Origin of the sequence: Longimicrobium sp. (assembly GCF_036387355.1) — a bacterium.
In the GTDB taxonomy this organism is placed as follows: domain Bacteria; phylum Gemmatimonadota; class Gemmatimonadetes; order Longimicrobiales; family Longimicrobiaceae; genus Longimicrobium.
In genome coordinates, this window is the sequence record NZ_DASVTX010000498.1 from 1 (window position 1) to 19,192 (window position 19,192).

18 protein-coding genes are annotated in these 19,192 nt (G+C 67.8%); 10 read left to right on the forward strand and 8 right to left on the reverse strand.

Going from position 1 to position 19,192, the window contains the following annotated elements; translation table 11 throughout:
* Positions 1–19: 19 nt before the first annotated feature.
* The 4 genes from pruA to VF665_RS21280 all read right to left on the reverse strand — a co-directional run bounded on the left by pruA (position 20) and on the right by VF665_RS21280 (position 4,560).
* Positions 20–1,651 carry an L-glutamate gamma-semialdehyde dehydrogenase gene (gene pruA / locus VF665_RS21265; RefSeq protein ID WP_349263160.1) on the reverse strand — a complete coding sequence of 544 codons (1,632 nt, stop codon included), beginning with the start codon at positions 1,649–1,651 and terminating at the stop codon, positions 20–22.
* A 191-nt stretch (positions 1,652–1,842) separates the two neighbouring features.
* Positions 1,843–2,121 (reverse strand): DUF2442 domain-containing protein, encoded by a 279-nt coding sequence (locus VF665_RS21270; protein WP_331055478.1) that lies wholly within the window; start codon positions 2,119–2,121, stop codon positions 1,843–1,845.
* A 116-nt stretch (positions 2,122–2,237) separates the two neighbouring features.
* Complete coding sequence (locus VF665_RS21275; protein WP_331055479.1) at positions 2,238–4,352, reverse strand: ATP-binding protein; 2,115 nt, start codon at positions 4,350–4,352, stop codon at positions 2,238–2,240.
* Positions 4,312–4,560 (reverse strand): hypothetical protein, encoded by a 249-nt coding sequence (locus VF665_RS21280; protein ID WP_331055480.1) that lies wholly within the window; start codon positions 4,558–4,560, stop codon positions 4,312–4,314. The genes VF665_RS21275 and VF665_RS21280 overlap by 41 nt, the downstream gene beginning before the upstream one ends.
* 200 nt (positions 4,561–4,760) lie before the next feature.
* Here VF665_RS21280 and VF665_RS21285 point away from each other — a divergent pair, with 200 nt between their 5' ends.
* Positions 4,761–4,922 carry a hypothetical protein gene (locus tag VF665_RS21285; protein ID WP_331055481.1) on the forward strand — a complete coding sequence of 54 codons (162 nt, stop codon included), beginning with the start codon at positions 4,761–4,763 and terminating at the stop codon, positions 4,920–4,922.
* Positions 4,923–4,946: 24 nt separating this feature from the next.
* Here the strand turns inward: VF665_RS21285 and VF665_RS21290 are convergent, their stop codons facing one another.
* Complete coding sequence (locus VF665_RS21290) at positions 4,947–5,156, reverse strand: hypothetical protein (RefSeq protein ID WP_331055482.1); 210 nt, start codon at positions 5,154–5,156, stop codon at positions 4,947–4,949.
* Between the two features lie 137 nt (positions 5,157–5,293).
* On the opposite strand from VF665_RS21290, the gene VF665_RS21295 reads away from it, so the two are divergent.
* The gene (locus VF665_RS21295) at positions 5,294–5,542 is read left to right on the forward strand and encodes an addiction module protein (protein WP_331055483.1); all 249 of its coding nucleotides are present in this window, start codon (positions 5,294–5,296) and stop codon (positions 5,540–5,542) included.
* A 112-nt stretch (positions 5,543–5,654) separates the two neighbouring features.
* Here the strand turns inward: VF665_RS21295 and VF665_RS21300 are convergent, their stop codons facing one another.
* Positions 5,655–6,515 (reverse strand): cupin domain-containing protein, encoded by an 861-nt coding sequence (locus VF665_RS21300; RefSeq protein WP_331055484.1) that lies wholly within the window; start codon positions 6,513–6,515, stop codon positions 5,655–5,657.
* Positions 6,516–6,808: 293 nt separating this feature from the next.
* Between VF665_RS21300 and VF665_RS21305 the strand changes: the two genes are divergently transcribed.
* The 5 genes from VF665_RS21305 (at position 6,809) to VF665_RS21325 (ending at position 14,507) form a co-directional block, all read left to right on the forward strand.
* Positions 6,809–7,198, forward strand: a complete 390-nt coding sequence (locus VF665_RS21305) for a BlaI/MecI/CopY family transcriptional regulator (protein WP_331055485.1) — start codon at positions 6,809–6,811, stop codon at positions 7,196–7,198.
* 2 nt (positions 7,199–7,200) lie between these two features.
* Complete coding sequence (locus tag VF665_RS21310; protein WP_331055486.1) at positions 7,201–9,363, forward strand: M56 family metallopeptidase; 2,163 nt, start codon at positions 7,201–7,203, stop codon at positions 9,361–9,363.
* 53 nt (positions 9,364–9,416) lie between these two features.
* A complete protein-coding gene (locus tag VF665_RS21315) occupies positions 9,417–10,187 on the forward strand; it encodes a hypothetical protein (RefSeq protein WP_331055487.1) in 771 nt (256 codons plus the stop codon).
* A gap of 180 nt (positions 10,188–10,367) precedes the next feature.
* On the forward strand, positions 10,368–12,113 hold the full coding sequence (locus tag VF665_RS21320) for a S41 family peptidase (protein WP_331055488.1): 1,746 nt from the start codon (positions 10,368–10,370) through the stop codon (positions 12,111–12,113).
* Positions 12,114–12,698: 585 nt separating this feature from the next.
* Positions 12,699–14,507, forward strand: coding sequence for a putative bifunctional diguanylate cyclase/phosphodiesterase (locus tag VF665_RS21325; protein ID WP_331055489.1), 1,809 nt, complete (start codon positions 12,699–12,701; stop codon positions 14,505–14,507).
* 77 nt (positions 14,508–14,584) lie between these two features.
* Here VF665_RS21325 and VF665_RS21330 read toward each other — a convergent pair whose 3' ends face one another.
* The gene (locus VF665_RS21330) at positions 14,585–15,040 is read right to left on the reverse strand and encodes a hypothetical protein (RefSeq protein ID WP_331055490.1); all 456 of its coding nucleotides are present in this window, start codon (positions 15,038–15,040) and stop codon (positions 14,585–14,587) included.
* Positions 15,041–15,268: 228 nt separating this feature from the next.
* Here VF665_RS21330 and VF665_RS21335 point away from each other — a divergent pair, with 228 nt between their 5' ends.
* Both VF665_RS21335 and VF665_RS21340 read left to right on the forward strand, forming a co-directional pair.
* On the forward strand, positions 15,269–15,436 hold the full coding sequence (locus VF665_RS21335; protein ID WP_331055491.1) for a hypothetical protein: 168 nt from the start codon (positions 15,269–15,271) through the stop codon (positions 15,434–15,436).
* Positions 15,437–15,539: 103 nt separating this feature from the next.
* Entirely contained in the window at positions 15,540–17,396 is a 1,857-nt protein-coding gene (locus VF665_RS21340; RefSeq protein ID WP_331055492.1) for a glycoside hydrolase family 15 protein, read from the forward strand.
* A 126-nt stretch (positions 17,397–17,522) separates the two neighbouring features.
* On the opposite strand, the gene VF665_RS21345 is transcribed toward VF665_RS21340, so the two are convergent.
* The gene (locus VF665_RS21345; RefSeq protein WP_331055493.1) at positions 17,523–18,626 is read right to left on the reverse strand and encodes a PA0069 family radical SAM protein; all 1,104 of its coding nucleotides are present in this window, start codon (positions 18,624–18,626) and stop codon (positions 17,523–17,525) included.
* Between the two features lie 138 nt (positions 18,627–18,764).
* Here VF665_RS21345 and VF665_RS21350 point away from each other — a divergent pair.
* The coding region (locus tag VF665_RS21350; RefSeq protein WP_331055494.1) for a DUF4126 domain-containing protein at positions 18,765–19,192 on the forward strand (428 nt) is incomplete at its 3' end.

Below are 19,192 nucleotides of genomic sequence, written 5' to 3' on the forward strand. Positions count from 1 at the left end.
CTCCGTGAGAGACGGCTTTTTACTTCTCCGCCATGAACGGATACTCGAACGCGTGCGGCGGGGCGAAGGTCTCCTTGATGGTGCGTGGGCTGATCCACCGCACCAGGTTCAGGATCGATCCGGCCTTGTCGTTCGTCCCGCTCCCGCGCGCGCCGCCGAACGGCTGCTGCCCCACCACCGCGCCCGTCGGCTTGTCGTTGATGTAGAAGTTGCCCGCCGCGTTGCGCAGCATGTCCGCGGCCTGCAGCACGGCGGACCGGTCGTTGGCGAACACCGCGCCGGTGAGCGCGTACGGGCTCGTCTGGTCCACGATGCGCAGCGTTTCTTCCCACTTGGCGTCGGGGTACACGTGCAGCGACACCACGGGGCCGAACACCTCTTCGCACATCAGCCGGTACGCCGAATCCTTCACCTCCACCAGCGTGGGCTGAATGAAGTAGCCGGTGCTGTCGTCATACGTGCCGCCGGCCAGCACCTCCACGTCGCTCGCCTCGTGGGCGTGCTTGATGTAGCCGGTGATCTTGTCGTACGCCTTCCGGTCGATCACCGCGCCCATGAAGTTGCGGAAATCCGACACGTCGCCCACGCGAATGCGCCCGATCATGTCCAGCGTCTGCTCGCGGACGGTGGGCCAGAGGCTTTCGGGAACGTAGATGCGCGACGCAGCGCTGCACTTCTGCCCCTGGTACTCGTATCCGCCGCGCACGATCCCGGTGCTGAGCGCCAGCGGGTCGGCGCTGGCGTGCGCCACGATGAAGTCCTTGCCGCCCGTTTCGCCCACGAGGCGCGGATAGGTCTTGTAGCTGTCGATGCGGTCGCCCACCGTCTTCCAGATGGTCTGGAACACGGGCGTGCTGCCGGTAAAGTGAATGCCGGCCAGGTTGGGGTCGTGCAGCACCGTTTCCGTCATGGGCCCGGGGTCGCCGGGAAGGAAGTTGATGACTCCCGGCGGCAGCCCCGACTCCTCCAGCAGCTTCATGATGTGCCAGCCGCTGTACACGGCCGTCGCGGCGGGCTTCCACAGTGCCACGTTGCCCAGCATGGCGGGCGCGGTGGGCAGGTTGCCGGCGATGGCGGTGAAGTTGAACGGCGTGACGGCGTAGATGAAGCCTTCCAGCGGGCGGTGGTCCAGCCGGTTCCACATGCCGGGCCCGCTGAACGGCTGCTCGGCGTACAGCTGCTGCGTGAAGTACGTGTTGAAGCGAAGGAAGTCGATGAACTCGCACGCGCTGTCGATCTCGGCCTGGTGCGCGGTCTTGCCCTGGCCCAGCATGGTGGCCGCGTTCAGCACGGGGCGCCAGCGGGTGGCCAGCAGGTCGGCCGCGCGCTGAAAGACGGCCAGGCGGTCTTCCCACGGCCAGCGGCTCCACTCCTTGGACGCCTTGAGCGAGGCGTCGATGGCCTGGCGGACTTCGGCGGGGCCGGCCTTGTGGTAGCGGGCCAGGATGTGCTTGTGGTTGTGCGGCATCACCGAAACGTCGGTGTTGCCGGTGCGCACTTCCTTGCCGCCGATGACCAGCGGGATCTCGATCTCCTCGCCGGCCATGCGCGCGTACGTCTCCTTGAGCAGCGCGCGCTCCGGGCTCCCCGGCGCGTATGACAGGACCGGCTCGTTGACCGGGATGGGCACGTTCGGAATGCTGTTCATCACCTCTCCTGAGCGGCTCGTGGTTCAGCGCGCCAAGTTAGGAGATGCAGCCGGAGGGCGCCACCCGGCTGCGGACGCGATGCGAGCGCATTGCCACGTGGGCAGGCGGGAACGACCAGCGGGCCGGGTAACGTGCACCCGACCCGCTCGTAAGGTCTGCGGAGATGGCGATGTCCGGCCCTCGTGAGCGACGGCTACGCAGCCGCGGGCTCGATGCGAGCACGTGGAGCCGGTGCGCCGCGCAGCAGCCCCTGGGTGGACAGATCCTCGTCCAGAGCCGGCCAGTGGATGCCGAACCCGCCACCGGAGATGCGCCACTGCGAGCGCTGCTCGGGTCTCGCGTGCAGCAGGGCAGGGTACCACGCCAGCGGAACGGAAATCGTGCGGCCATCGATGAGATCGACGCTCAGCAGGTCGTCGTCGATCCGCACGTCCTTCACGCGCTCACCTGCTTTAAGTTCCGAAATAGCCACGCCACGCCTCCCGTAGATGCTCTCGGCTTTCCATAGCAAACTTTTCAACTGTCGCTAGAGGCCGCTCCTGAATCCCAGCCTTTGTGGGTGGTGATATACTGACTACAGCTTCGATGTCAGCTGGCCAGCTTGTCAGCGGTGGGCGCGTTTTGAGCATTACCAAGGGCGTCGTCATCTAGCAACTCGCCTTGATCCACCTTGGTGACCGTGGGGTGTAGAAACTCCTCGATTTCTTTCTGGTCAAGGAATGGTGCTGATTTCACCCGATCAAATAGCTTCAGCAGCCGACTCTTTGCCCTGACTAACACAGTGTCATAACTCAGAGGGCGAATGACTACGCGGCCGCCTTTTTCTGTTCTCTCCTCAGTTTCGGAAACGTCAATCTCAGATCCAAGGACAAAGCAAGTCACTGCCGAGTGCTCCTGAAGTTGCCCAAGATCGTACAATTCTTTGACATATTTCCACGCTTGGGTTTTCTGATCCGTGCTGATCGGTATGCCCGGGCGCTTTAGCTCGACCACGGTGAGTCGGTCGACGCCAATTTCACCGCCAGCGCTATCGTACTTTGGATACGAGTAGAACCCAGCGCTTCCATCGGGCACAATCACAAAATCAGGTCGGTTGGTGGAGCCGCGCACCGGCTGTTTCATCAGTTTTCGGATGACGGTGGTTATCCCTTCATTTGAAGTGAACTCTATTGTCTCGTACTCGGGACCAAAGATCCACAGCCCCTGATGAAACAGTGGCTGCAGGTCGTGAACTTCGTGACTAGCCGGATCTTTGACCTTCCGACGTAGTTCATCGACGAGTTTGATGCGTGTCTGCAACTCGTCCAAAACGATCTTCGCCGTATCCAATGTCCACTCGGACAGTAATGTGTCGAGCCGGTCGAGATCCCCTGCAGCATACTGATGCAGTCGCCCAATCAGTCCGAACTTCGAATTCGATAGTTCGAGTTGGGCCAGTACACCGGCTAGCTGGGTCAGCTCACGCTCGCTTATCGAGGGGCACGCAACCTGTGCTTGGTCAACGAACTTCGTCCATTTTTCGACGCGACCAGAAGTCATCTCGGATAGTCTTCCGCGGTGAGCGCTGGCGACAGCGCGAGTCGTTGCCGAACGCTTCTCCCTGGTCAGTTCAACTAGGATATCCTGAACGACCGACTGCACCTGTTCATTGGCTCGGCGAAACTCGAGATTTCGATAGTCAAACCCACTCCAGTCCGGGAGGACTGCCGCATCAAGGCCGTCAGCAGAGATGAAGAATGTGAAGCGCTTCGCTTCGGCACGCCGCCCGTCGAGGAACTTCTCGTGACCTGAGCCCTGCCACGAGCAGGTTCCGACGAGTCTTCCCCGGACGTGCCAAGCTATCCCGTGGTGGGCGGTGCTCCGATCTGTCTCGCGCGTATCCAGCACCGTAATGGTGATCGGCCCAACCCCCGGCACCGTGATCTCTACTCGCTGAACTTGCTCTGGCGGGATATCATTGATACCGACTTGCACACCATCTACGAAGACGGCAAAGCTTGGATCGATCAGGAACCGTAGTCCTATCTCCTGCCTAGCTGTCTCTGCTGAGATGAATGTGTGCTTTGCGGTGCCGGTTTCGGCGGAAATAATCGTGCCGGTACCGGGGATAGGGGTCACGGAAAGCTCCTCTACCTCGAGAGGCGCTTTCGAGCCCTGCGTAATCCGGAAGGTATGTCGAGTTCCGTCCCGCCATGTCGAGAGCACGTAGCTGTCACCAAATGCTAACGCGCCGTGACGTCCTATACCATTTCGGCCGAATGCGACTCGACTCTGCCGCTGATTTGGTCCTACGCGAACCTCAACATCATCGCCCTGCTCTTGGCGCCGATCATAAGCGAGCGTCAACCAGCGCCGATAAAACTGGTCGCGCGTCATACCATGACCATTATCGGTGATAGAGAATATCTGGTGAGACCGCTGTGCCGGCCATTGTATCTCTACTCTGGTGGCTGCTGCGTCCCAAGCATTCGCGAGTAGCTCGATTAAAGCCGTGATCGGGTCGTTTAAGACCGAGGCTCCCGCATGTGTCTCCAAGAATCTTGGCGCGAATAAGACCATTTGCGCTTCGGCCATCGATGGTTCTCCAAAGGCGTTTGACTGTGGTGGTCGGATGCCGACCAGAGCGACGCTCTGTTCGCTCGATTGCGCTAACAGGATGACATCATACGGACGCAAGTTGATCTGCAAGCTGATCAAGAGCATTGGAGTACTCGCGGAGCTTTGTAGCATGATCCCTTGCTATGCTGGCAATAACCGGCTTCCAATCCTGTGGTGGGCGCCGCGCGTTACTACCCTCCATTCGTGCGCGCATAATCGTGTGCGTGTCCTTGCCGAACGCTTCGGCGACCTTTGCGAGCGTCATCGTGGGCGCGGAGGTCAGGACGTCGGTGGCTTCCTTGAAATCCATCATCCACTCTCGTTTGGTATGGTGCACCTTGACAAGCGTGCGGCATGGTACTAGTTTACATACCAACGGGGCACAAGAACAAGGCTGGCCGCTCTCCCGCTAAGAAGCACGACCAGCCCTGACCGCGAAACGACCCGAAGGCCGCTCGCTCACCAACGATAGCCCTGCCGCGCGCCGAGGGTCAAGAGAGACGGAGAGGCATCATGGCTCGGAAGCAGACGACGGCGCCCGCGGAACCGGACCACGGCTACACGATCCAGAAGCGCGACCGCGACTGGCTCCTCTACGATCCCGCGGGTGAACTGGTGTGCATCACGGTCTACAAGCGCGGCGCGAAGGAGGTCATTCGCCGGCTCACCGCCTGACACAACGACCGGCAGCCGTAGCGCTCACGGCTGCCGGTCATCTTTTCTCGCCCAAGGCATGGGGACGATCTCCATCACGCGCTCCATCGGCTCGGTCGCGCGCGGGCCGTAGTTGAGGCGGCGCAGGTACTGGACGTGGCGAAGGCGTTCGACGGGGGTGCGGGACCGCCAGTAGAGGCGCTCATCGTTGTTGTCGAGTGACACCAACGATAGCGCGGTCCTGTCGACCGGCATGGACGAAGAATCTGATTCGCTCAACGTTCCAAGCGGTCCTTCCTGCGCGCCGGGGGATCTCGTTTGGCTACACCGAGGCGTCTCCAAGTTACTTTGAGATGGAGCCCTGAGCTACGTCCACCAGATACCGAGGAACGATGTCGCGGTCCGTCCACGAACTCGAAGCCGCAGCCTTGCGACTGACTGCGGCGGAGCGGGCCGATTTGGCCCAGCGCCTGTTCGCGAGTGTTGAAGACGAGCAGCCGCCCCTAAGCGAAGCGGCGGTCGAGCAGGCCTGGTTCGACGAAGCGGAGCGCCGGTACGACAGCTACCTGGCTGGCGAAGCAAAGTCGGTTCCCGCTGCGGAAGCGTTGGCGCGCATCCGGGCACGGCTCGGGGTATGCTGACGCCGACGCCTGCCAAGGGAACCGGGCGACTCGGACCATGGAAAGAAGCCGCGCCGCGAGAGATCATCCCGCGGCGCCGCTTCCCTCTTTAGCCTGCGATCCCTGACGAGCCTCACCCCGGCTGGGCGTTGGCGGCCAGGTATTCCTCCCAGTACAGCGGCGGGCCGGTGAGGTCCATGCCGTGCGTCTGGAACAACTGCCGAAGTTCATCCAGCGAGAGCGCCTCGTGCACGGGCGTGTCCGTGAACGTGCCCAGGGCGCGAAAGAACTCCTCGATGTTCCCGGCGGGCTGATACACGTTCAGGATCCTGGCCGGCCCGTCGCCCCCGCGCACCCAGGTATGCGTGACCGTGCGCGGGATGAACGTGCTTTCGCCCGCGCCCAGGCGGTGGCGCTGTCCGCCGACCTCCAGCTCGATCTCTCCGGACAGCACGTAGATCCACTCGTCCTGCGCGTGGTGCCGGTGCCGCGGGCCGCCGCCGCTGCCGGTGAACTCAAAGATGCACATCGCCCCGCCGGTGTCGCGTCCCGACACCTTGCAGTCGTTCGGCTCGCCGCCGAGCCGCACGTGTTCTCCGAACCGGTCGCCGCCCGCCGCCACGTGGAAGCCGGCGAACATCTCCTCGGTCTGCATGGTCGTCCTCCCTTTCAGATGCTCCAACGTACGGTCGATCGTCTCGATCAGACGGCGCGTTCGCGCGACGTTCTGCTTCAGCAGCTTCCGGTGCGACTCCAGCGCGCCGATGGTGTCGAACCCGGGGCCGCTCAGCACCTCCCGGATCTGCTTGAGCCCGAAGCCCAGCTCCCGGTAGAACAGGATCTGCTGCAGCGTAAGCAGTTGCGGCTCTTCGTAGTAGCGGTAGCCGTTCGCGCCGTACGAGGCGGGCTTCAGCAGGCCCGTCTCATCGTAGAAGTGCAGCGTGCGCACGCTGACTCCTGACATCCGCGCTACATCCTTGACCGTGTAGGCCATCGCGAGCCCTTGCTGAAAGCCACAGTGTACCGGCGCCGATGAACAGTCTAAGGGATCACGCGGCGTGAGGGTCAAGAGCTTCGTTCAGGTGCGAGAAGGACGCCGGGCGGCCGGGTTCCAGGGTTGTCCCGGTGAGCCTCGCGGCCTGATCGCCACGACGACCGGCCGTGCGGAAGCGCATCGCCCAACGTGATCCTTGACGGCCTCTGTACGGGGTGCTAGATATCCAGCACGGTGCTGGAAAACCACCATAGTGGTGGAAACCCAGCAGCACCCCATCCACCGGAGCCCCGATGGGACCCGAACTCACCGCGGACCTCAGCCGCCGCGAGCGCCAGATCATGGACGTGCTCTTTGCGCTGGGGCAGGCCACCGTCAACGACATCCTGCGGCGCATCCCCAATCCGCCCAGCTACTCGGCAGTGCGCGCCACGCTGCGCACGCTGGTGGAAAAAGGGCACGCAGAGCACCTGCAGGACGGGCCGCGTTACCTGTATCGCCCCGTGGTGGCCAGGGAGAGCGCGCGGTCACTGGCGCTGGGGCATCTGGTGCAGACGTTCTTCAACGGGAGCGCCGAAGCCGCCGCGGCCGCGCTGCTCGGCATGGCGCGCCGCAAGCTGACGGACGACGATCTGCGCCGGCTGGCCGAGCAGGTAGAGGCCGCCCGCGACGAGGGGCGGTGAGCATGGCCGCCCTCAATCTCGCCTCCGCACTGGACGCCGCCGCGTCCGCGCTTCCGCAGCTCGCGATCAAGACGGCCGTCGTCCTCGCCGCCGCGGCGGTGCTGGCGTTCGCGCTCCGCGGCCGTTCCGCCGCCACTCGCCACCTGGTGTGGGCCGCCGCGATCGCCAGCGCGCTCGTCCTGCCGCTGGCGCAGATGCTTCCCGTGCGGCTGGCCGTTCTCCCCGCATCGCTCGCGGGCACTGCTTCTCCCGCGCCGTCCATCGCGCCGCGGCACGCTCCGGCGGGGGCGGTGCATGACGTGCCCGCGCCGCCCTCCGCATCCGCCGCATCGCCCGGCTTCGATCCGCCTCAGCCCGCCGCATCCTCTGCTGTCGACGCGCCCGCGCCCGCCGCGGCCTCCGCAACCGCGCCGGTGCGGGGGCTCCCGACGCCCGCGCCGGCCCACTGGCCTCCGGCGACGCTGGATGCCGGATCGATGCTGGTCCGCGCGTGGCTGCTGGGCGCGCTGTTGCTGCTCGTCCGGCTGGGGACGGGAATGGCGACGCTGTGGTGGATGGCGCGCACCGGCATCCCGGTGGAGGACGAGCGCTGGACCGCCCTCGCGGAGCGCATCCGCCGCGACTTCGGCGGGCCCCGGGCGCGCCTCATCCGCACGCGAATGACGGAGATGCCGATGACGTGCGGCATCATGCGCCCCGTGATCCTGCTCCCCGCCGACTGCACGGCGTGGCCGGACGAGCGGCGCGATGTGGTGCTGCGGCACGAGCTTGCACACGTGGCGCGGCGCGACATCCTCACCATTACGCTGGCGCAGATCGTCCGCGCTTGGCACTGGTACAACCCGCTCAGCTGGGTAGCGCTGCACGGGCTTCGTGCGGAGGCCGAGCGCTGCTGCGACGACCTGGTGCTGGGCACGGGCACGCGCGCGTCGGCGTATGCGGCGCACCTGCTGGAGATGATCCGCACCACACGGCGGGTTCAGCGCGGCGCCGGCCTCGCATTGCCGATGGCGCACCGCACCGGCTTCGAGACGCGCCTGCACGCCATCCTGAACCCCGCCATCTGCCGCGCAAAGCCCGGCTGGCAACGCGGATCCGCGGTCGCCGCGACGTTCGCCGCGCTCGTGGCTCTTCTCGCCATCGCCGCTCCCGTCCGCGCCGCGGCGGACCAGGTGTTCGAGGCACCGCGCGGCCGGATGGCTCGCGCGAATGCCAGCATCCCTGCCGCCGCCCGCATTCCGTCGCCCGCGCCGGTGATGGCGGACAGCGCAGAGACCGAACCGCCGGCGCCCGACGCCGCCGCGTCCGACTCCGCCGCGAACGGTCCCACGCCGAACGACTCCACTCCCGGCCCGGCGCGGTCCGTGGCGGGAGAGGTGCCGTCCGCGCTTCCGGTCGCGCCGCTCGCGGCAGCACCCGCCGTCGCCGCCGACCCGGTTCCGGCTCCCGTTGCGGACGAACCCGCCCCGTCCCGGAGCGGGCGATTCGCGGTGCGGCTCGCCAGCCCGGGTGAAGCACCGGGACGCACCCTTCACGTCGCCCTGTGGACGCCCGGGCTGAACACGTTCTACATCCCGATCGACCGGCTGGACGGGTTCGAGGCGGGCGAGCTGGTGGCGGATGGAGGCCCGGTGCGGTTCCGGCTGCGGCACGACGCGGGCACGTTCATCTTCGAGGGCGAGGTACGAAGCGGACGCGGAACCGGGCAGTTCGGCTTTGTCCCCGACCCGTCGTTTGGCGCCGAACTGGCGCGCCGCGGCATGGACCGGCCCACGCCGGAGCAGCAGTTCTCCATGGCGCGCCACGACGTGAGCCTGGCGTTCATCGACGAGCTCGCCCGCCACGGGTACGCCCGCCCTACCACCGCCTCCATGGAGCGGCTGGGGCTTACGGGAGTGGACCTGGAGTATGTGCGCGAGATGGCATCGCTCGGATACCGCATGGGCACCGTGGATGTGCTGCGGCGGATGGCCAACCACAGCGTGGACCCGCAGTTCATCCGCGCGCTGGCGGCCCTGGGCTACCGCGGCCTCCCCGTCGATGACCTGGTGCGGCTGCGCAACTATCCCCTCACCGCCGCGCTGATCCGGGAGATGAACACGCGCGCCGGGCGGCGGCTTTCCGTGCCCGAACTGGTGCGGGCGTACAACGACCGGGATGCGTAACGTCGAGATCCGGAACACCGGGACGCCGGCTCAACCATTGACAGGAGAAGCACATGCGAATGCTCGTCGCGCTTGCCTCGGCCGTCACCCTGCTCGCGGCCGTGCCCGCGCCCGCCGCCGTGGATTACCAAGGCGCCTGGACCCTGAGCCCCGCAGCGGACGGCGTCACCCTGCGGCTGCAACTGCAGTGGGGCGACGGATCGACGTGGAACCGGGTGATGGAGGAGTCCGCATTCAGCGGCCTTTCCGGCACGCAAGCGGATGCCGCACCCGGCGGGTTCAGCATCCGAGAAGATGCGGGGACGTTCCAGTTCACCGGGGCGTACCGAGAGAGGCGGGGTGCGGGACGGTTTCGCTTCCTTCCCCGCCGCGAGTTCGGAGCGACGTTGCGGGCGCTCGGAATCCAGGGCGCCGCGCAGGTGAGCGACCGCGACTTGATGAACCTGGCGTTCGGCGGACTGGCCGCGGCGGACATCGCGGAGTTCCGGGCGCTCGGCGTGCCCGTCGCGACAATGGACGAGGTGATGACGCTCGCCGTTCAGCAGGTGTCGCCGGAATACGTTCGCGCGCTGCAGGGCCTTGGCGCCACGGACGCCAATACGGTGAATGCCGTGGTCGCGGCGAGGATGTTCGGCCTGGCGCCGGAGCTTGTACGCGAGCTGGCCACGGTCGGCATTCGCGGCCTGCCGCTGGACGGGTACGTCGACATCCGCCGCGCCGGCGTTACCCCCGCGTTCGTCCGCGAAGTGCGCGCGGCCGGCCACACCCGCCTGTTGCCCGACGCGCTGATCGATCTGCGCAGGGCCGCGCGCGCCCGGCCCTGACGCCGCCCGCGCCAGCGACCGGCTGACCGACATCGGAGATCGGCGGAGACAGAACCGCGATCGGGGGATCAGCGTCCGCACACGCTCGTCCATCATCCTCGGATCGGCCTCCGCGCGCGGCGAACGCTGATCGATCTTCCCTCATCCATCCCTGAAACCGCACTCCGGAGAGAGTACATGATGTCAAAACCTGCTGGACGGGTAGCCCTGGCTCTGCTCCTCATTTCCGGGACGGCGGGCGCGCAGACGTACGATCCCGCATCCGGAGCCTCGCCGCTGACACTGCTGGCGGTGCCGGAAGACGGAGTAGCGTACTACCAGACGCTTGAGCGGGTGCGCGCGCTGAACGCGGCGGGAAGGTGGGCCGAGATGGAGCCCCTGCTGGACCGCATGGTGCGCGAGTATCCGCGCGATCCCGAGACGTGGATGATGCTGGGCCGCGCGCGCGATCGCCTGAGCAGGGGCGCGGAAGCCGTGGCCGCGTGGGAGCGCGCCGGCGCGCTGATCGGGTGGGACCTGCAGTACGCCAACGGCTATCGCGTCGCCGTGGGCCACCTGAACGCGGGGGACCGGACCGCCGCCCTCGCCGCTCTGCGCCGGATGGTGTTCGACCGCCACGGCATCTGGCGGCAGAACGTGCTCAGCGTGTTTCCGCAGCTGGAGCCGCTGAAGGATGATCCCGAATTCCGCGAGATCACCGGCTGGGTAGACACCACGGGCTGGACGCGCAACCAGGGCTGGCTGCACGACATCGAGTTCGCGTACGCAGAGCTCAAGCGGCTGAACCCCGACTATCGCCACCGGGTGTTTCCCGCCGAGTTCGAGCGCCGCTTCGCCGAACTGAAGCGCAACATCCCCACGCTCTCCGACGAGGAGATCTTCTTTGGCCTCAAGCGCACGCTCGCCGTGCTGCACCAGGGCCACCTGGTCATCTGGCCCGGAGATGATACGCCGAACCGCTATCTTCCCGTGCGATTCTACGCGTTCCCGGAGGGCATCTTCATCATCGATGCGGCACCGGCGCACCGCGATCTGGTCGGGTCGCGCGTGGTCACCATCGGCAGCCTGCCGGCGGAGGAGGCGCTGCGGCGGCTGAGCGAGGGAAACAGCGTGGACGGCGACATGGAATACCTGTGGAACACCGCCGACCTGAACTCCACGTACAACCTCAAGGGGATGGGTGCCATTCGCGCCACAGACGCGGTGAACCTCACCGTGCAGCGCCCCGGCGCCGCCATCCGCCGCGTCTCGCTCCCGACGCTCGCGGCGTCCATGGAGGGCCGCCAGGACAAGCTGCTCGCGCCCCCGGGCGTCACGCCGCCGCTGTTTCTGAGCGACCTGGGCCAGACGCTGTGGGAGCGCGCACTGCCGGAGCACGACGCCGTCTACGTGCAGGTGAACAACCTGAAGGCCGACACGGACGAAACGCTGGACCAATTCGCCGAGCGCCTGTGGACCGCGCTGCAGCGGGCGCAGCCGAAGAACCTGATCCTGGATCTGCGCCACAACAACGGCGGCACCACGCAGTTGTACCCCGATCTGCTCCGCACGCTGATCGCGTACAGCCGCATGCCGAACACGCAGGTGTACGTGATGATCGGGCGGCGCACGTACTCCGCTGCGGGCAACTTCGTCACCGACCTGGAGCGGCTCACCAAGCCCATCTTTGTGGGCGAGGCCAGCAGCGAGTGCTGCAACCTGTACGGCGATCCCGCCGTGGTCACGCTCCCGTACAGCCGAATCCAGGGCGAGTTTACGGCGGTGAAGTGGCAGCTCAGCACCCCATCGGACCGCCGCCGCGAGATGAGCCCCGAGGTACCCGTCCAACTGACCGCCGCCGCCTATTTCGCCGGCCTCGACCCCGCGCTTGACGCCACCCTCCGCCTGATCGCCGAGCGCCGCGCGCAATCCACCACGGCTCGGTGATGGTGGGGAGGTAAGCGGACGCTGTGGTGTCAAAGCGAAGACAACGAGCGCCGCGGATCAGCGATCCGCGGCGCTGGACCCTCGCACAAGCCCTGATCCCGAGGGAGCATGCGCCGCCCTCTCCGGGCGCCGAACCGTGCCCGGCCGAAGGATCTGCGATTCGCCTGCGCCAACGGCGCGAATCGCACACCCGTTCTCAGGGACGGTAGATCCTGCGTTGGCGCCACGACTCGGCGGGACGGCGAGCGCGGCCGCCGCCTCCTCAGAATGACGGGTTTGTGCGGGTAAGCACTGAGGCGAAAAGCCTTTTCATCCGGAGTGAGGCGCCGCTCGGACCTTCGGCCGAGCCGCACCTTGGCGCGCAGCCGAAGGAGCGTGCCACGGTTTGAGGAGCGGGAGGACGCCTGCGGGCCGGAGTGGGCGCCAGTGGGCGATATCCGGTATACACACGGGATCCGCTCCTTCTGCGACGGCTTGCGGAAGCAGGGGCGCGGGGCTTGCACCGGGACCGCGCGCTTCCCGGCGGGGCCCGCGTCCGCGCGCCCGACTCGCCGCCCGTATCACGCCCTGACACGCGCGGGCTGAATGACGATGCCCCTGCCGCGCCTGGACGGCGGCCCCGCGAGCGCGCCCCCGCGACTTCCCGCGCGCGAGGAGTGGTTCCGCGCCGTGTTCGACGGGAGCGCCATGCCGCTCGCGGTCGTGAGCATGGACGGGCGGTTCATCGACGCCAACAGCGCGTTCGAGGCTGTCGTCGGACGGTCGGGCGACGACCTGTACGGCGAGCCGCTCGGCACGCTGGACCACCCGGACGACCGGGAGCAGAACGCGCTGCTGTTCCGCCGCGTGCTGAGCGGCGAACTCCCCAGCCACCAGATGGAGCTGCGCCACGTGGGCGGCGACGGCGTCGTCTACCCCGCGCGCCTCACCCTTTCCGTCGTCCGCGGCGTGGATGGGGAGGCGCGCTTCTGCGTGGCCATGCTGGACGACCTGCGCCAGCGCACCGCGCCCGAGCCGGAGCGCGACCTGCTGGAAGGCCGGCTCCGGCACCTGGCGCTGCACGATCCGCTCACCGGCCTGCCCAACCGCGTCCTGCTCGCCGAGCGCATGCACGAGGTGCTCGCCACGCTGGGCGACGAGCCCGGCGCGCGCTGCGGCGTGCTGTTTCTGGACCTGGACCGGTTCAAGAACGTCAACGATTCGCTGGGCCACAACGTGGGCGACGAACTGCTGCGGCAGGTAGCCGTGCGCCTGGCCGCGTGCGCCCGCCCCGGCGACACCGTGGCGCGCTTTGGCGGCGACGAGTTCATCTTCTTCCTGCCGCGCATCACCGGGCGCGAAGAGGCGCTGGCGCTGGCGGCAGACGTGCGTGTGGCGCTCTCGGCGCCGCTGGAGCTGGGGAACTACCGCACCTACACCACGGCCAGCATCGGCATCGCGCTGGCGGACAAGCCGGCGGATTCGGCGGACGAGATGCTGCGCAACGCCGACATCGCCATGTACTACGCCAAGGCGGGCGGCGGCACGCGGTGCGCCGTGTTCGACGGCTCCATGCACCGCGCGGCCATGGCGCGCCTGGGGCTGGAAACGGATCTGCGCGGCGCCATCGCCCGCGAGGAACTGAAGGTCTACTTTCAGCCCATCGTCTCGCTGGCGACGGGAAACGTGGTGGCGGCGGAGGCGCTGTCGCGGTGGAGCCACCCGGTGCACGGCCGGGTGCCGCCGGACAAGTTCATCAGCCTGGCGGAGGACACGGGGCTCATCGGCGCGCTGGGGACGTGGGTGCTGGACGAGGCCACGCGGCAGTTGGCGGAGTGGCGCGCCACGGTTCCGCAGGCCTCGGCGCTGGAGATCAGCGTGAACGTGTCGCCCTGGCAGCTGCGCGACGGCGAACTGGTGGAAACCGTCGCCGCCACCCTGGGCGAGCACGGCGTCCCCGCGGCCGCGCTCAAGCTGGAACTGACGGAAAGCACGCTGGTGGAGGACGCGGCGCGCGCGGCCGGCATTCTGCGGGCGCTCAAGAAGCGCGACGTGCAGATTTACCTGGACGACTTCGGCACCGGCTACTCGTCGCTCAGCCTGCTGCACCGGCTGCCGCTGGACGCGCTCAAGATCGACCGGTCGTTCGTGGGCGGGATGGATGGCGGGAGCACCGGCGCGGTGAAGGGCGCGGAGATCGTGCGGACGATCCTCGCCCTGGCGCGCAGCCTGGGCGTGCGCGTGGTGGCGGAAGGGGTGGAGACGCACGAGCAGCTTGCGGCCCTGCGCGCGCTGGGGTGCGACTACGCGCAGGGCTACCTGATCTCACCGCCCGTCCCGGCCGAGGAGTTCGAGGCCGCCTTCCTCCTGGCCCAGCCGCCCTACGCCTGGCAGGCCGGCCACCACTTCGGCTGATCCTCGCGGAAGGCGGATGCGGAAAGGTCCCGGAGCACCGCGCTCCGGGACCTTTCCGTACGCGACGGGAATGGTGATCAGGCGCGGATGATCTCGCCGGGAACCTGCACCTTGTCCGGGGTGGCGCCGGGGGCCTTCGCCGGCTGAGATTCGGCGCGGAGCGAGGCGAGCTGGCCGGTCTTGAGATCCTTGAGCACGCTGGTGATTCCCAGGACCTGCGACCAGAACGCCGACCCGCCCATCGACAGCAGCGCGACCAGCACCACCGGAAGCTGCAGGCCCCCGATGTCTACGTGGCCCATCGGGCTGAACCCGGCATCCAGCGACATGGCCGCCAGCATGCACGAGGCGAACGCGACGGTCTGCACGCGCATGCGCCGCCCGCGGTCCGCGGTGTCGCTCGGCTTGTCCGTGCCCGGCTGCACGGGCGGCTCCTTGAACCAGCCGGGGGCGAGGGTTTTCACGATGGCGACGATGCGCTCTCCGGCCAGGCTGATCGCGATGAGCACTCCAACGGCGGCTGCGGCATCCATGAGGAAACTCCCGAGGCAAATGTGGGGGAAGGACGCGCGGGATGGCGCGATCCGGGATGGTGCAGAGTGAGATGGACACGCGGGACGGATTTCCCGCCGCCGGATGATCATCGTTCCAGGGCTGGCGCGGATCACCGGCGGGTGCGCATGTTGTGTCGCGAACCGGTGTGCGGGAGTGCGGGGCAGTCCGTCCCGCGGGCCGCCGGCATGACACAGGGGGATGCGAACATGGAAAAGCTCACGCTGAACGTGGATGCGCTCACCGTCGAAAGCTTCGCCGCGGCCGACAAGCCGCGCACCGAACGCGGCAGCGTGCAGGCACACGAAGCGCCCGAAACGCAGCAGTTCCGCTGCACCTACTTCTGCACCTACAACTGCACCGGCCTGGAGTGCTGACCATCGGCCCTCCGGCGGAATGCTGAACGCCAGCGGGCCGCGGACACTGCTGTCCGCGGCCCGCTTTCGTCGCCGGTGCGCCTCTTGCGCCCGCCGTACGCCCATGACTGCAGACACGAACATGGCGGGCGCGCGCGGCGAACTGCCCATTGAAGACCACGGCGTCATCGGCGACCTGCACACGGTGGCGCTCGTGGGGCTGGACGGGGCCATCGACTTCTTCTGCGCCCCGCGCTTCGACTCGCCCTCCGTCTTTGCCGCGGTGCTGGACGCGGAGCGGGGCGGCAGCTTTCGGGTGGACCCGCAACTGGGCCACGCGCGGCGCAAGCAGCTGTACCTTCCCGACACCAACGTCCTGCTCACCCGCACCCTTTCCGCCGGCGGCGTGGCCGAAGTCTCGGACTTCATGCCCATCGGCGAGACGGAGGACGTACGCCGCATCGTGCGCCGCGTAAAGGCCGTGCGCGGCACCGTGCGCTTCGTGCTCCGCTGCGCGCCCCGGTTCGGATACGGCCAGGTGCCGCACCGCGCGGAGGCGCGTGACGACGCCGTCCTGTTCTTTCCCCAGGACCCGGCCGTGGCGGGATTCGGGTATCTGCGGCTGCGCGGGTCGGTGCCGCTGCGCATTGAGGACGGCGACGCGGTGGCGGAATTCGAGTTGCCCGCCGAGAGCACCGCCACCTTCGTGCTGGAGGTGGACGTGGACGGCCAGGACAGCGCGCCCGCCACGCACGACTACGCCAGCGAATCGTTCAAGCGCACGGTGAACTTCTGGCGGGAGTGGATCGGCAGGAGCACGTACCATGGCCGCTGGCGCGACGAGGTGCACCGCTCCGCGCTGGTGCTCAAGATGCTCTTCAGCGCGCCGCACGGCTCGCTGGTGGCGGCGCCCACCTTTGGCCTGCCGGAGTCGCTGAGCGGCGAGCGGAACTGGGACTACCGCTACACCTGGGTGCGCGACGCCGCGTTCACCACCTACGCCCTGATCCGCCTGGGGATGACGGAAGAGACGGGCGCCTTTATCGCCTGGATCGCCGACCGCTGCGCCGAGTCCATCCCCGGCAAGCCGCCGCTGCAGCCGCTGTACGGCATCGACGGCTCGCACCAGGTGCCGGAGCGCGAGCTGCCCAACCTGCGCGGCCACCGCGGATCACAGCCCGTGCGTGTCGGCAACGGGGCGGCCACCCAGCTGCAGCTGGACGTCTTTGGCGCGCTGATGGACTCGGTGTACCTGTACGACAAGTACGGGCAGCCGATGAGCTACGACCTGTGGACGCGGCTCACCACCCTGGTGGACTGGGTGTGCGACAACTGGCGGCTGGAGGATGCGGGGATCTGGGAGATCCGCAGCGGGATGCGCGCGCACCTCAGCTCGCGGGTGCTGTGCTGGGTGGCGGTGGACCGCGCGCTGCGCCTGGCGCGCCACCGCTCGCTCCCGGCCCCCGAGGCGCGGTGGACGGAGGCGCGCGACGACATCTACCGCAGCGTGTTCGCGGAGTTCTGGAACGAGGAAAAACGCGCCTTCGTGCAGTCGGCGGGCGGCGACGAGGTGGATGCCTCGTGCCTGCTCATGCCGCTGCTGCGCTTCATCAGCCCCGAAGACCCGCGCTGGGTGCAGACCATGGAGGCGGTGCGGCGGGAACTGGTGGAAGACTCGCTGGTGAAGCGCTACGTGGTCCGCGACGCGGAAACGGACGGATTCACGGACCCGGAAGGCACCTTTACCATCTGCAGCTTCTGGTACGCCGAGTGCCTTTCGCGCGGCGGCGACCTGCAGCAGGCGCGCTTCGTGTTCGAAAAGATCCTCAGCTACGCCAACCACCTGGGGCTGTTCTCGGAGGAGATCGGCCCCAGCGGGGAGCATCTGGGCAACTTTCCCCAGGCGTTCACGCACCTGTCGCTCATCAGCGCCGCGTTCGACATCGACCGGCGGCTGGACGGGGCGGGCTGGGGGATGTGAGCCCGGGAGCAGCGTGAGTCCGTCCGCAATCCGCGTCCCGCCCATTGCCCCTCGCTGGCGCTGATCCGCGGCCGTCCGGCTCTTCATCCCGCCAGAGCCCTCGCGAACGCACGCAGGCCCGGCTGGTTAGACCGCGTCGAACAGCCCGAACTGGCCCTGCGCATCGTGCGGGGCCCGGAACGCCTCGGCGGAGAGGGTCGGCAGGTCGCGCGTGAGGCCGGCGCGGCGGCAGGCGGTGGCGAACAGCGCCCCCATCTGCACGGCAAAGATCCCCTCGCCCGTCATTCGCGTTCCCCACTGCGCATCGTACAGCTTGCCACCGCGCATGTCGCGGATGCGGTTCAGCACCTTGTCCGCGCGATCGGGAACGTGCGTCTGCAGCCATCCCTCGAACAGCTCCTTGAGGGCGAACGGCAGCCGCAGCGGCACGTACCCCGCGGCCACGGCGCCCGCCTCCGCCGCCGCCGCGGCGATGGCCGGCATCTCGTGGTCCGTCAGCCCCGGGATGACCGGGGCGATGAGGACGCGCACGGGAACTCCGGCCTGGGACAGAATGCGGATGGCGTCCAGGCGGCGCGCCGGAGTGGCGGCGCGCGGCTCCATGGTGCGCTGCAGCTCCGCATCCAGTGTCGTCACGCTGATGTTCACCACCGCGGCGTTGTGCGACGCGAGTTCCGCCAGCAGGTCCACGTCGCGGGTCACCAGGTGGTTCTTGGTGACGACCGCTACCGGGTTGCGGAACTCCGCCAGCACCTCCAGGCACGCGCGGGTGATGCGCAGCCGCCGCTCCACCGGCTGGTACGGGTCCGTCACCCCGCTGAGCGCGATGGGGCGGGGCACCCACTTCTTCCCCTGCAGTTCCTTGCGCAGCAGCTCCGCCGCGTCGTGCTTGACGAGGATCTTGGTTTCGAAGTCCAGCCCCGACGAGTAGCCCAGGTACTCGTGCGTGGGCCGGGCGAAGCAGTAGACGCAGCCGTGCTCGCAGCCGCGGTACGGGTTGATGCTGGCGTCGAACGGGATGTCGGGGCTGTCGTTGCGCGAGATGATGTTGCGCGTGTGGTCGCGCAGAAACTGCGTCCGCGGACCGGGCTCGTCCGGGTCGTACGCCTCCGGGTCCGCCACGAACTCGGCGGAAACGAAGCGGTTTCTGGGGTTCTGCGCGGTGCCGCGTCCACGGAGCTGAACCAGCGGCGCCTCGCCCCCGGTCTGCGGGCGCGGATTCGATTTCATCATCCCCTACGATAAACCGAATGGACGCCGAAGGCAATGGTCCCGGCGCACGGCGCGGGATTGTGCGAACGCGTGGCGGGCGTGAGATTTAGGCCCCGTCCGGTTCCCGCCACCTCCGTCCCTTCCACGACCCCCGACATGGACGCACTTTCCGCAGCCGCGTTCGGAATCGTGCTCGCCGCCTGCGCCGGGCTGCGCGCCTTTTTGCCCGTGTTCAGCGCCAGCCTGGCGGCGTGGACCATGGGCGTTCCGCTGCCGCACAACCTGGAGTGGCTGGCGCGCCCGGAAACGGTGCTGGCGTTCGGCATCGCGACGCTGGTGGAGATCCTGGGCGACAAGGTGCCGCTGGTGGACCACGCGCTGGACTCCATCCAGATGTTCACCAAGCCGGGGCTGGCGGTGCTGGCGGCGACGCCGTTCCTGTACCAACTCAGCCCGCAGTACGCGGTGGGCATCGGCATTGTGCTGGGGGCGCCGCTCGCGCTGGGCGTGCACTCGGCGAAGGCGACGGCGCGCGTGGGGAGCACGGCGGCCACGGGCGGGATCGGGAATCCCATCCTGAGCGT